This window comes from Kitasatospora sp. NPDC034533, assembly GCF_055575155.1.
This window is the reverse complement of record NZ_JBVITE010000112.1, coordinates 1-12472: the sequence shown is the minus strand read 5'-3', so window position 1 is coordinate 12472 and position 12472 is coordinate 1. Positions and strand designations below refer to the sequence as shown.

Here is a 12472-nt window from a genome sequence, read left to right as displayed (position 1 = left end):
TCACAGGCCCCTGCGCCGTCCGGACCTTGCGAATCTCGAAGTCCAATGCATCCCCTGAACTGGGGTGTTGCAACGACTCCTAGAACCCAAGCACCGCGAGCGGGGCCCTTCGGCGTCCGCGGGCGCCTCCGCGGGCGCGCTCCGCGCGCTGCCGTGCGCTGTCCATGCGCTAAGACTGCGGTCTCAGTCCGTGAGACACCAGTTCAATCTCCAGCGAAAACCGCCACCCTGGACGGAGCGGCCCGGGTGCACACGGCGGCGCACACGTTTTGACCTCGACGACACGAGAAGGCCGGCAACGCGGCCGGCTGGAGGGAATCCGATGGGACGGACACTCGCAGAGAAGGTCTGGGACGACCACGTCGTGCGGCGCGCGGAGGGCGAACCCGACCTCCTCTTCATCGACCTGCACCTGCTCCACGAGGTCACCAGCCCGCAGGCCTTCGACGGTCTGCGCCTGGCCGGCCGCCCGGTCCGCCGCACCGATCTGACGATCGCCACCGAGGACCACAACACCCCGACCCTGGACATCGACAAGCCGATCGCCGACCCGGTCTCCAAGGTGCAGCTGGAGACGCTGCGCCGGAACGCGGCCGAGTTCGGCGTCCGGATCCACTCGCTCGGCGACGTCGAGCAGGGCGTGGTGCACGTCGTCGGCCCCCAGCTCGGCCTGACCCAGCCCGGTATGACCGTGGTCTGCGGCGACTCCCACACCTCCACCCACGGCGCCTTCGGGGCGCTGGCGTTCGGCATCGGCACCAGCCAGGTCGAGCACGTGCTGGCCACCCAGACCCTGCCGCTGGCGCCGTTCAAGACCATGGCGATCACCGTCGAGGGCGAACTGCCCGAGGGCGTCACCGCCAAGGACCTGATCCTGGCCGTCATCGCGAAGATCGGCACCGGCGGCGGCCAGGGCTACGTCCTGGAGTACCGCGGTTCGGCGATCCGGAGCCTGTCGATGGAGGCCCGGATGACCATCTGCAACATGTCGATCGAGGCCGGCGCCCGGGCCGGCATGATCGCCCCGGACGAGACCACCTTCGCCTACCTGAAGGGCCGCCCGCACGCCCCGCAGGGCGAGGACTGGGACGCCGCCGTCGCGTACTGGAAGACCCTGGGCACCGACGAGGACGCGGTCTTCGACCACGAGGTCCTCATCGACGCGAGCGAGCTGACCCCGTTCGTCACCTGGGGCACCAACCCGGGCCAGGGCGCCCCGCTGGGCTCGAACGTGCCGGACCCGGCCTCCTTCGCCGACCCGCAGGAGCGCCTGGCCGCCGAGAACGCCCTGGCGTACATGGGCCTGGAGGCCGGTACGCCGCTGCGCGAGGTGAAGGTCGACGCCGTCTTCGTCGGCTCCTGCACCAACGGCCGGATCGAGGACCTGCGGGCCGCCGCGGCCGTGGTGGAGGGCCGCCGGATCGCCGACGGCGTGCGGATGCTGGTGGTCCCCGGCTCCGTCCGGGTCGCCCTCCAGGCCGTCGAGGAGGGTCTGGACAAGGTCTTCACCGCGGCCGGTGCCGAATGGCGCCACGCGGGCTGCTCGATGTGCCTGGGAATGAACCCCGACCAGCTCGCCCCGGGGGAGCGCTGCGCCTCCACCTCGAACCGCAACTTCGAGGGCCGGCAGGGCAAGGGGGGCCGCACCCACCTGGTCTCCCCGCAGGTCGCCGCGGCGACCGCCGTGCTGGGCCGCCTCGCGGCCCCCTCCGACCTGACCGCCGACGTCGTTGCCGTGGAGGCCTGAGCCATGGAGAAGTTCACCACCCACACCGGCCGGGCCGTCCCGCTGCGCCGCAGCAACGTGGACACCGACCAGATCATCCCGGCCCACTGGCTGAAGAAGGTCACCCGATCCGGTTTCGAGGACGGGCTGTTCGAGGCCTGGCGCAAGGACGAGTCCTTCGTCCTCAACCGCCCCGAGCGACAGGGGGCCACGGTGCTGGTGGCCGGCCCCGAGTTCGGCACCGGCTCCTCCCGCGAGCACGCCGTCTGGGCGCTCCAGAACTACGGCTTCCACGCCGTCATCTCGTCCCGCTTCGCCGACATCTTCCGGGGCAACTCGCTGAAGAACGGCCTGTTGACGGTCGTCCTGCCGCAGGAGACCGTGGAACGGCTCTGGGCGATCACCGAGAGTGACCCCTCGGCCGAGATCACCGTCGACCTGGAGGCGCGCGAGGTGCGGGCCGAAGGCGTCACGGCGGCCTTCGAGCTGGACGACAACGTCCGGTGGCGCCTGCTCAACGGCCTGGACGACATCAGCATCACGCTGCAGAACGAGGCCGACATCGCGGCCTTCGAGGCGACCCGCCCGGCCTTCAAGCCCCGTACTCTGCCGGTGGTCTGAGTTCCCTTCAGAACAAGCATTCTGACGATCCGCCGGATGGCCCGCGTCCCCCTCGGGGGGGCCGGGCCATCCGTCGTTCCGGAGCGCGAGTTAGCGCCGCGGCCCGCCCCGGATTGCCCATTTGGCTTTGCGGAAGAGGGCCCCGCGCAAGTACAACTGCGGGTAGATGGCACAATCAGTACATGCACCGGCACCATGAACCTCCGTACGCGGGCGGCGAACCCGCGGCTGAGGACTCCATGGGCCGGCCATCCGAACGCCGAATTGACGATCGGCCGGACGTCACCTCCGCACCTGCTGAGGCGCCGGACGACCAGGAAGTCGCAGCGCTCTACGCGCTTGTGGCCGAGCGGTTGAAGCAAGCTCACGCCCGCGTGCATGCGCTGAACGTGTCTGTCGATGCAAAGACCGCTCTCACCCGTCAACTCCTCATCGTCACCGAGACCGCCAAGCGCGATCTACCGGAGGCGGCAAGGCGGTTGAGTCGCTTTGTACATGACCTCGACGAGGGGCCCCCGCCGCTCGACTGAGGTCGCCGACGCGCAAATCCATTGCGACACTAGGGTGATTCGCGCGTTTGGTAATTGAAAGTCCGCAGATACATACCTAACGTGCGAAAAGAACGGATGGAATCATCCGGCGCTCGTTTCCGAAGGGGAAGACGTGAACAAGGCTCAGCTTGTCGAAGCGGTGGCCGAGCAGCTGGGCGGTCGCAAGGCTGCCGCAGAGGCCGTCGACGCAGTGCTCGACACCATGGTCCGTGCCGTTGTGGCCGGCGACCGGGTTTCGGTCACCGGGTTCGGCACCTTCGAGAAGGTGGAGCGCTCCGCGCGCTTCGCCCGCAACCCGCAGACCGGCGAGCGGGTCAAGGTCAAGAAGACCTCGGTCCCCCGCTTCCGTCCGGGCCAGGGCTTCAAGGACCTGGTCAGCGGCAGCAAGAAGCTGCCGAAGGAAGGCCCCTCGGTGAAGAAGGCCCCCAAGGGCTCCCTCACCCCGGGCAAGAGCGGCGTCGCCGCCACCCCGGCCGCCAAGCGTGCCGCCACCAAGCGCGCCGCCGCTGCCGCCGCCCCGGCCACCAAGAAGACCGCCGCCAAGAAGACGGCGACCACGGCCGCCGCCAAGAAGGCCGCGACCACGGGTGCCGCCAAGAAGACCACGGCGACCGCCAAGAAGAGCGCCGCGAAGACCACGCCCGCGAAGACCACCGCCGCCAAGAAGACCACGGCGACCGCCTCCAAGGCCGCCGCGACGAAGTCCGCCGCGACCAAGAAGACGGCCGCGGCGAAGAAGGCGACCACCACGGCTGCCGCCAAGAAGACCACGGCCACCGCCAAGAAGGCGACCGCCACGGCCAAGAAGACGGCGCCGGCGAAGAAGACCGCCACCCGCAAGACCACCGCGCGCAAGACCTCTGCCAAGTAAGTCCCGCGCGACCGTCCTCGGACGGCCTTCGGCGTAGAGCCGCGGCACCCCTTCCGTAATTCACGGAAACCGGTCGCCGCGGCTCTTTCGATTTCCGGGCGCTTAGTCAGGAATCCGCGACGTGCGGGTGCGCGGGCGGGGTTCGGGGGTGGCACGGATCCCGGGGCCGTGCCGGGCGGGGGTCGTCGGTCCACGACCGGCGGGCGGCCCGGGCGGGGCGGGCCTGCGGTGGGGGCGTGGGGTGGGGCCCGAGGCGGGGCCGTCAGCCCTCGGCGGGGTCGGGGAAGGTCTGGAGCGTCACGAAGACCACCCGGCGGGCCTCGCCGGTGCCCTCGGTGCGGATCCGCACCCGCTGACCGGGGCGCAGCAGCCGCAGGCCGCCCGCGTCGAAGGCGGCCGCGTTGAACGGCACCGGGGTCCCGTCGTCGAGCAGCACGGAGCCGGCCCGGGTGGCGGGGTCGAAGGTGAACGCGGTGGCCTGCATGCGAGCAGCATAGCGAGCGGGGCCGCCCGCTCCCGGGGCCAGGACCGGGCCGGGCTCCGGGAGGGGCTCGGGGCCGGCCCGGCGTGAACCCGGGCGGGCTCAGCGCGGGCTCAGGGAAGCGACCAGCGCACGGGTGTGCGGACCGAGGCCGAGCGCCGCGGCCTCGTCGAGGTCGGGGCCGGTGTCCACGTCCCGGCGTACCGACTCCACGCCCGTCAGGCGCAGTTCGAGCGCCCCGCCCTCGGTGTGCCGGGCCCGTGAGCCCTCCCCGAAGGCGGGGGAGAGCGGCCGGCCCGGGGTGCAGGCGAGCAGCGTGGTGCCGAGGCCGGGGGAGTCCGGGAGGAAGGCCCGGCCGTCCGGCGGGACCGCGCCCAGCACCAGGGCCAGTTCGGCCGGGCGCAGCGCCGGGAGGTCGGCCGAGAGCGCCGCCAGCGGGGCCCGCGGGGCCAGCGCCAGCGCGGCCGAGGCGCCGTGCGCCAGCGCCCGGTTGAGGCCGCCGCCGGGCTCGTCGGCGACCACCAGCGCGCCGAGCGCGGCCAGCCGGGCCCCGGCCCCGGCGTCGCGGGTGACCACCAGGACCCGGTCGACGCCCGGGGTGGCCAGGGCGGCGGTGACGGTGTCCAGCGCGAAGGACAGCGCCAGGCCGGGCCGGTGCTCCCCGGCGTACGGGGCCAGTCTGCTCTTGGCCAGGGCGAGCGGCTTGAGCGGAATCACCAGCGACCAGCCGGCGGTGGGTGCGGCGGGCGCGACGGGCCCGCTGGGGCGTACGGTGTCCTGGGTCACCGGCGTCATTGTGGCGCCGGTCCCGGAGCCCTCGCCAGGCCGTACGAGCTGTGCGGACGTGCGTTTGATCACGCCCGCCGGGCGGGTTGGCGCGGTCGCTCGACAGCCGGTGAGCGGGCGGGCGACACTGTTCCGCGCCCGTGGCCCGGGCACCGGCGGAAACGGTGCGCGGCGCCGGGACGCCAGGACCGCGGCGCTGCGTGCCGCATCGGATGAGAAGGAGCTGGGGTGGCCCGCCGCTCGTACGCCAAGTTCGGCAACGCCGACTACGGCATCTGGTACCGCTTCGCGGCCGTGCTGGTGAAGCCGGTGACGACCGCTCTGGTGAAGCCCGACTGGCGGGGCTGGGAGCACCTTCCGAAGAACGAGGGCTTCATCGCCGCGGTGAACCACAATTCGATCATCGATCCGGTGATCTACGCGCACTGGCAGTACAACAGCGGACGCCCGCCGCGCATTCTCGCCAAGTCCTCGCTGTTCTCGATTCCCTTCATCGGATTCATGCTGCGCAAGACCGGCCAGATTCCGGTGTTCCGCGAGTCCACCGACGCCGCGCAGGCGTTCCGGGCCGCGATCGACGCCGTCAACGCCGGCCAGTGCGTGCAGTTCTACCCGGAGGGGACGCTCACCCGGGACCCGGACCTGTGGCCGATGACCGGCAAGAGCGGGGTCGCCCGGGTCGCGCTGATGACCGGCGCGCCGGTCATCCCGGTGGCGCACTGGGGCGCCCACGAGATCATCCCGCCGTACGGCCGGCCCGGTTACGGGAAGGGCAAGTTCAACCTGTTCCCGCGCCACAAGGTCACCGTCGCGGCCGGCCCGCCGGTGGACCTGAGCAAGTACCGGGGCCAGGAGCTCACCGCCCAGGTGCTGGCCGACGCGACCGACGACATCATGAACGCGATCACCGCGGTGCTCGCCGAGGTGCGGGGCGAGCAGCCGCCGGCCGAGCGCTACGACATGCGCAAGGCCGCCCGGGAGCGCGCCGCGGCCGCGCTGGCCGAGCGCCGGCGGGCCAAGGGCGAGCGGGGCAAGGGCACCGAGGAGGCGGGCAAGTGACGCGCTGCGCCGTGATGGGGACCGGCTCCTGGGGCACCGCGTTCGCGCTGGTGCTCGCCGACGCCGGCTGCGAGGTCGTGCTGTGGGCCCGCCGCCAGGAGCTGGTGGACGCCGTCAACTCCACCCACGAGAACCCGGACTACCTGCCGGGCGTCCGGCTGCCCGACAGCGTGCGGGCCACCACCGACGCCGCCGAGGCGCTGGCCGGCGCGGACTTCGCGGTCCTGGTGGTGCCCTCGCAGACGCTGCGCGACAACCTGGCGGCCTGGACGCCGCTGATCGAACCGCAGACCGTGCTGGTGAGCCTGATGAAGGGCATCGAACTCGGCACCGCCAAGCGGATGAGCGAGGTGATCGACGAGGTCACCAAGGTCGGTCCGGGGCGCGTCGCGGTGGTCAGCGGGCCCAACCTGGCCAAGGAGATCGCCAACCGGCAGCCCGCGGCCAGCGTGGTGGCGTGCACCGACGAGGCGGTCGCCAAGCGCCTCCAGGCGGCCTGCCACACGCCGTACTTCCGGCCGTACACCAACACCGACGTGGTGGGCTGCGAACTCGGCGGCGCGGTCAAGAACGTGATCGGCCTGGCGGTCGGCATGGCGGCCGGCATGGGGCTCGGCGACAACACCAAGGCGACGCTGATCACCCGCGGATTGGCCGAGACCACCCGGCTCGGCGAGGTGCTGGGCGCCGACCCGCACACCTTCGCCGGACTCGCCGGGATGGGCGACCTGGTGGCCACCTGCTCCTCGCCGCTGTCGCGCAACAACACCTTCGGCATGAACCTGGGCCGGGGGATGTCGCTCGCGGAGACCATCGCGGCGACCCGGCAGACCGCGGAGGGCGTCAAGTCCTGTGAGTCGGTGCTGGACCTGGCCCGGCGCAACGGGGTCGACATGCCGATCGTCGAGGCCGTGGTGGACGTGGTGCACAACGGGCGGCCGACCCAGGAGGCGATGCAGGCGCTGATGTCGCGTTCGGCGAAGCCGGAGCGGCGCTGACGGCACGGGTTCGAGCGGCGGCGCCGGGCCCCCGGAGGCCGCTGCCCCGCCGTGCCGCCTTCCGCCGGGCAGGACCCCGCACGGTAGTCTCGAACCCGATATGAGCATCGAACAGTCCTCCCCGAACCGGCCCGACCGGAAGCCGCGCGTCGCGCTGGTCTTCGGCGGGCGCAGCTCCGAGCACGCGATCTCGGTCACGACCGCGGGCAGCGTGCTCAGGTCGATCGACCGCGACAAGTACGACGTGCTGCCGATCGGCATCACCCACGAGGGCCGCTGGGCGCTGACCAGTGACGAGCCGGCCCGGATGGCCATCACCGACGGCAGGCTGCCGGACGTGGCGCACGTCGCCGAGGGCGTCGACGGTCAGGTCGCGCTGCCGGCCTCCCCGGGCAGCCGCGAGGTGCTCCTGAGCGAGCCGGGCAGCGCGCCCAAGGCCCTCGGCGAGGTCGACGTGGTGTTCCCGCTGCTGCACGGCCCGTGGGGCGAGGACGGCACGCTCCAGGGCCTGCTGGAGCTCTCCGGCGTCCCGTACGTCGGCAACGGCGTGCTGGCCAGCGCGGCCGGCATGGACAAGGAGTTCGCCAAGCGGATCCTGGCCTCGCACGGCCTGGAGGTCGGCCGCTACACCGTCGTGCGCCCGCGCGAGTGGGAGTCCGAGGCGGGCCGCGCGGCGGTGCGCGAGCGGGCCGCCGAGCTGGGCCTGCCGCTGTTCGTGAAGCCCTGCCGGGCCGGCTCCAGCATCGGCATCACCAAGGTCAGGGACCTGGCCGACCTCGACGCCGCGATCGAGGAGGCCCGCCGGCACGACCCCAAGCTGATCATCGAGGCGGGCGTGACGGGCCGCGAGATCGAGTGCGGCGTGCTGGAGTTCGAGGACGGCCCGCGGGCCAGCGTGGCCGGCGAGGTGCTGGTCGGCGAGGGCTACGACTTCTACGACTTCGAGGCCAAGTACATCGACTCCTCGGACGTGCAGATCCCGGCGAAGCTCAGCGACGGCGAGCTCGCCGAGATCCGGCGCCAGGCGGTCGAGGCCTTCGAGGCGCTGGGCTGCGAGGGCCTGGCCCGGGTGGACTTCTTCCTGCTGGAGGACGGCACCTGGATGATCAACGAGATCAACACCATGCCCGGCTTCACCCCGATCTCGGCCTTCCCGAAGATGTGGGAGGCCAGCGGGGTCGCGTACCCGGAGCTGATCGACCGGCTGCTCCAGACGGCGCTGCGGCGCTCCACCGGGCTGCGGTAGCGGCCGCGCGCGCACGAGGGCGGGCCGGGAGTTCCCGGCCCGCCCTCCGTACGTCCCGCTCAACCGGGGATGTTGGCCTTGACCAGCGGGGTGAGCGCGGCGGCCGGGTCCAGCGGGCTGCCGTAGACGCCGGGCGGGGAGAGCACCTCGACGTAGGCGGCGCGCATGGTGGCGACGAAGCGGTAGCTCCCGTCGTCCAGCTCCTGCGACCACCAGGTGAGGTCGTCGACCGACGGCGAGAGGTCCATGGCGTGCTCGCCGTTCAGCTCCTCCGGCCGGTCGATGCCGCACCGCAGGACCGTCCGGGGCGAACCCCAGGCGGCCACGTACGGGGAGGCGGGCGACGGGTCCCTGCGGGCGTGCCCGAGCAGTTCGGCGGGCAGCGCGGCGGCGAGCGACCGGCAGTAGTCGGCCGCCTTCCCGCTGGGGTGGGGGACCTCGACCTTCGGGTCGGCCGGGCCCCAGCTGCCGACCAGCACCACGACCGCGCAGGTGAGGGCGACGGGCAGGGCCAGCCAGCGAACCGGGGCCGGCAGGGCGGTCAGTGCCTGGGGGACACGGAGTTCTCTGGCCACCCGCCGATGGTAACCGGGCCCTCGGCGGCGGACCTCAGAGGTGCACCACGGGACAGGTGAGGGTGCGGGTGATGCCCTCGACCTTCTGGACCCGGGCCACCACCATGCGGCCCAGTTCGTCGACGGTCCCGGCCTCGGCCTTGACGATCACGTCGTAGGGGCCGGTGACGTCCTCGGCGGTGATCACACCGGGGATCTCGGCGATGGTCTGGGCCACCGCGGTGGCCTTTCCGACGTCGGTCTGGATCAGGATGTAGGCCTGTACCACGGGGGGACCTCCGGCAGCCGGTGGGTGGGATCGCCGCCGTGGTCGCCCGGTCAGGCGTCGGGGGTGGGGAAGGGCTCGACGGCAGTCTGATCACCACGCTACCGCGCAGCGGGCCGGACGGGGGAGACCCCGAGCCCCCGGAAGGGCGTACGCTGCGCGCGGGGGAGCCAGATCGGGATGGAAACGCGAGAGGACGGCAGATGCAGGGGACCGTGGGCGAGCTCGGCGAGTTCGGCCTCATCAGGGAGCTGACCGCCCGGGTACCGCTCACCGATGCGGTCGACCTCGGCCCCGGGGACGACGCCGCGGTGGTGAAGGCCCCGGACGGCCGGGTGGTGGCCACCACGGACGTCCTGATCGAGAACCGGCACTTCCGCCGGGACTGGTCCACCGCCTACGACGTGGGCCGCAAGGCCGCCGCCCAGAACCTCGCCGACGTGGCCGCGATGGGGGCGGTGCCGACCGCCATCCTGCTCGGCCTGGTCGCCCCCGCCGACCTGCCGACCACCTGGGCCACCGAGCTGATGGACGGGCTGCGCGACGAGTGCCAGGTGGCCGGCGCGACGGTGGTCGGCGGCGACGTGGTGCGCGGGGACACCGTCACGCTGGCCATCACGGCGCTCGGGAACCTCCAGGGGCGCGCGGCGGTGACACGCGCCGGGGCGCAGGTCGGTGACGTCATCGCGGTGACCGGCTGGCTCGGCTGGTCGGCCGCCGGGCTGACCGTCCTCCAGCGCGGCTTCCGCTCCCCGCGCGCCTTCGTCGAGGCGCACCGCCGGCCCGAACCTCCGTACCACGCGGGCCCGGCGGCGGCCGAGTTGGGCGCGACCTCGATGATCGACGTGAGCGACGGGCTGGTCGCCGACCTCGGCCACGTGGCCCGGGCCAGCGAGGTGGACATCGACCTGAAGGCCGCCGACTTCGACGTCCCGGCGCAGATGGCCGACATCGGCCAGGCGGTCGGGGTGGACCCGCTGGTGTGGGTGCTCGCCGGCGGCGAGGACCACGCGATCGTGGCCACCTTCCCCCGCGGCGTCCAACTCCCGGCCCGCTGGCGGGTGGTGGGCGAGGTGACCGGCCGTCCGACGGGCAGCCGCAGCGGCCGGGTGACGGTGGACGGCGCGCCCTGGGACCGGGTCGGCGGCTGGGACCACTTCGCCGAGTAGCCGGCGACCGCCCCGGACGCGCGTGTCAAGACGGGCCCGGGGGACGGGCTTCGGGGGTGCGTTGTGCGTACGCTTGGCGCCATCCCCGTCCGCCCGTCCGTCCGGTGCGGGCGGTCCCAACCACGGCGAGCGGGAGCACACCAGACATGCGCATCGGTGTCCTGACCAGCGGCGGCGACTGCCCCGGCCTCAACGCGGTGATCCGCTCGGTGGTGCACCGGGGCACCGACGTCCACGGCGACGAGATCGTCGGCATCCTGGACGGCTTCCTCGGCCTGATCGAGGGCCGCACCCGGACGGTCTCGCACGACGACGTGACCGGCCTGCTCACCCTCGGCGGCACCATCCTGGGCTCGGCCCGGGTGCGCCGCGACCGGATCGCCTGGGCGGTGGAGAACGCCAGGACGCTGGCCCGGGAGATCGGCATCGACGCGCTGATCGCGATCGGCGGCGAGGGCACGCTGACCGCCGCCAAGCTGTTCAGCGACGCCGGACTGCCCGTGGTCGGGGTGCCGAAGACCATCGACAACGACATCGACGCCACCGACGTGACCTTCGGCTTCGACACCGCGGTGCACGTCGCCACCGAGGCGATCGACCGGCTGAAGACCACCGCCGAATCCCACCAGCGCGTCATGGTGGTCGAGTTGATGGGCCGTCACACCGGCTGGATCACCCTCACCGCGGGCATGGCGGGCGGGGCGCACGGCATCCTCCTCCCGGAGAAGCCCTTCGAGATCGAGGCGGTCGCCCGGATAATCGAGGACCGCTTCGCGCGCGGCAAGAAGTTCGCCATCATCGCCGTCGCCGAGGGCGCGTCCCCGGTGCCCGGCACCATGCGCTTCGACCACGGCGAGGTCGACCAGTACGGCCACCGGACCTTCGGCGGGATCGGCAACCGGCTCGCCCACGAGCTGGAGGACCTGCTCGGCAAGGAGGCCCGGCCGGTCATCCTCGGCCACGTCCAGCGCGGCGGCATCCCGACCGCCTACGACCGGGTGCTCGCCACCCGGTTCGGCTGGCACGCCGTGGAGGCCGTCCACCAGGGGGCGTTCGGGCACTTCACCGCGCTGCGCCGCACCGACATCGAGCTGCTGCCGATCGGCGACGCGGTGACCCGGCTGAAGACGGTGCCCGAGAACCGCTGGACGGAGTCCGAGGCGGTGCTGTGAACCGGCGCCGGTAGGTTGAGGGCATGTCCTCCACCGCACCTCCCCGCGTCCTGACCGTCGCCGGCTCCGACTCCGGCGGCGGCGCCGGCATCCAGGCCGACCTCAAGGCGATGCTCGCCCTCGGCGTCCACGGCATGAGCGTGATCACCGCCGTCACCGCGCAGAACTCACTCGGCGTCCAGGGCTACTGGGAGCTGCCCGCCGAAGCCGTCCGGGCGCAGTTCCGCAGCGTGGTGGACGACATCGGCGTGCAGGCCGTGAAGACCGGCATGCTCGCCTCGGTCGAACTGGTCGAGACCGTCTCCGACCTGCTCGCCGGGGTGGACGCCCCGGTGGTGGTCGACCCGGTCGGCGTCTCCAAGCACGGGGACGCGCTGCTGGTCGCCGAGGCCGTCGCCACCGTCCGGGAGAGGCTGCTGCCGGTCGCCACCCTGGCCACCCCCAACCTCCACGAGGTGACCCAGCTCACCGGGCTGACCGTCGAGGACGAGTCGCAGATGCTGGACGCCGCCAAGGCGCTGGTCGACCTCGGGCCGCGCTGGGCGCTGGTCAAGGGAGGCCACCTGCCGGGCGAGGCCGCCGACCTGCTGTACGGCGGCCCGGGCGAGGTGCACTGGTTCCGGGCGCCGCGCCACGACAACCGGCACACCCACGGCACCGGCTGCACCCTGGCCAGCGCGATCGCGGCCGGCCTGGCCAAGGGCGAACCGCTGCCGCGGGCGGTGGCCTCGGCCAAGGAGTACGTCACCGGCGCGATCGCCGGGGGCTTCGCCCTGGGCGCCGGGATCGGGCCGGTCGACCACGCCTGGCGCTGGCGCTGAGGATCCGGGAAAACAGTGGTGGGGGGGGGGGGGGGGGGGGGGGGGAAAAAAAAAAAAAAAAAAAAAAAAAAAAAAAAAAAAAAAAACAAAAAAAAAAAAAAAAACCCACAAACCAACAAACCCAAACAACA

At 72.4% G+C, this 12472-nt stretch carries 14 protein-coding genes; 10 read left to right on the top strand and 4 right to left on the bottom strand.

Annotated features, from left to right (window positions below; translation table 11 throughout):
- The first annotated feature begins 322 nt into the window (after window positions 1–322).
- The 4 genes from leuC (at window position 323) to ACZ55U_RS37790 (ending at window position 3769) form a co-directional block, all read left to right on the top strand.
- Window positions 323–1747: a 3-isopropylmalate dehydratase large subunit gene (leuC, locus tag ACZ55U_RS37805; RefSeq protein WP_465533957.1), complete on the top strand. Its 1425-nt coding sequence runs from the start codon at window positions 323–325 to the stop codon at window positions 1745–1747.
- Between the two features lie 3 nt (window positions 1748–1750).
- Entirely contained in the window at window positions 1751–2347 is a 597-nt protein-coding gene (gene leuD, locus ACZ55U_RS37800) for a 3-isopropylmalate dehydratase small subunit (RefSeq protein WP_465533955.1), read from the top strand.
- Window positions 2348–2529: 182 nt separating this feature from the next.
- Entirely contained in the window at window positions 2530–2877 is a 348-nt protein-coding gene (locus ACZ55U_RS37795) for an SCO5555 family protein (RefSeq protein WP_465533953.1), read from the top strand.
- A 133-nt stretch (window positions 2878–3010) separates the two neighbouring features.
- Window positions 3011–3769 carry an HU family DNA-binding protein gene (locus ACZ55U_RS37790; protein WP_465533951.1) on the top strand — a complete coding sequence of 253 codons (759 nt, stop codon included), beginning with the start codon at window positions 3011–3013 and terminating at the stop codon, window positions 3767–3769.
- Between the two features lie 262 nt (window positions 3770–4031).
- On the opposite strand, the gene ACZ55U_RS37785 is transcribed toward ACZ55U_RS37790, so the two are convergent.
- Window positions 4032–4253: a hypothetical protein gene (locus ACZ55U_RS37785; RefSeq protein ID WP_465533949.1), complete on the bottom strand. Its 222-nt coding sequence runs from the start codon at window positions 4251–4253 to the stop codon at window positions 4032–4034.
- A 99-nt stretch (window positions 4254–4352) separates the two neighbouring features.
- Window positions 4353–5036 (bottom strand): 2-phospho-L-lactate guanylyltransferase, encoded by a 684-nt coding sequence (gene cofC, locus ACZ55U_RS37780; RefSeq protein WP_465533947.1) that lies wholly within the window; start codon window positions 5034–5036, stop codon window positions 4353–4355.
- 228 nt (window positions 5037–5264) lie between these two features.
- Here cofC and ACZ55U_RS37775 point away from each other — a divergent pair, with 228 nt between their 5' ends.
- The 3 genes from ACZ55U_RS37775 (at window position 5265) to ACZ55U_RS37765 (ending at window position 8339) form a co-directional block, all read left to right on the top strand.
- Window positions 5265–6095, top strand: a complete 831-nt coding sequence (locus tag ACZ55U_RS37775; RefSeq protein WP_465533945.1) for a lysophospholipid acyltransferase family protein — start codon at window positions 5265–5267, stop codon at window positions 6093–6095.
- On the top strand, window positions 6092–7093 hold the full coding sequence (locus ACZ55U_RS37770) for an NAD(P)H-dependent glycerol-3-phosphate dehydrogenase (RefSeq protein WP_465533943.1): 1002 nt from the start codon (window positions 6092–6094) through the stop codon (window positions 7091–7093). The genes ACZ55U_RS37775 and ACZ55U_RS37770 overlap by 4 nt, the downstream gene beginning before the upstream one ends.
- Before the next feature lie 100 nt (window positions 7094–7193).
- On the top strand, window positions 7194–8339 hold the full coding sequence (locus tag ACZ55U_RS37765) for a D-alanine--D-alanine ligase family protein (RefSeq protein ID WP_465533941.1): 1146 nt from the start codon (window positions 7194–7196) through the stop codon (window positions 8337–8339).
- 59 nt (window positions 8340–8398) lie between these two features.
- Here the strand turns inward: ACZ55U_RS37765 and ACZ55U_RS37760 are convergent, their stop codons facing one another.
- Together ACZ55U_RS37760 and ACZ55U_RS37755 are read right to left on the bottom strand one after the other, a co-directional pair.
- Window positions 8399–8914: a DUF3515 family protein gene (locus ACZ55U_RS37760; protein ID WP_465533939.1), complete on the bottom strand. Its 516-nt coding sequence runs from the start codon at window positions 8912–8914 to the stop codon at window positions 8399–8401.
- 34 nt (window positions 8915–8948) lie between these two features.
- The gene (locus ACZ55U_RS37755) at window positions 8949–9182 is read right to left on the bottom strand and encodes an Lrp/AsnC family transcriptional regulator (protein WP_465533937.1); all 234 of its coding nucleotides are present in this window, start codon (window positions 9180–9182) and stop codon (window positions 8949–8951) included.
- 200 nt (window positions 9183–9382) lie between these two features.
- On the opposite strand from ACZ55U_RS37755, the gene ACZ55U_RS37750 reads away from it, so the two are divergent.
- The 3 genes from ACZ55U_RS37750 (at window position 9383) to thiD (ending at window position 12341) form a co-directional block, all read left to right on the top strand.
- Window positions 9383–10348, top strand: a complete 966-nt coding sequence (locus tag ACZ55U_RS37750; protein WP_465533935.1) for a thiamine-phosphate kinase — start codon at window positions 9383–9385, stop codon at window positions 10346–10348.
- Window positions 10349–10494: 146 nt separating this feature from the next.
- Window positions 10495–11520 carry an ATP-dependent 6-phosphofructokinase gene (locus ACZ55U_RS37745; protein WP_465533933.1) on the top strand — a complete coding sequence of 342 codons (1026 nt, stop codon included), beginning with the start codon at window positions 10495–10497 and terminating at the stop codon, window positions 11518–11520.
- Between the two features lie 23 nt (window positions 11521–11543).
- A complete protein-coding gene (gene thiD, locus ACZ55U_RS37740; RefSeq protein ID WP_465533931.1) occupies window positions 11544–12341 on the top strand; it encodes a bifunctional hydroxymethylpyrimidine kinase/phosphomethylpyrimidine kinase in 798 nt (265 codons plus the stop codon).
- Window positions 12342–12472 lie beyond the last annotated feature (131 nt).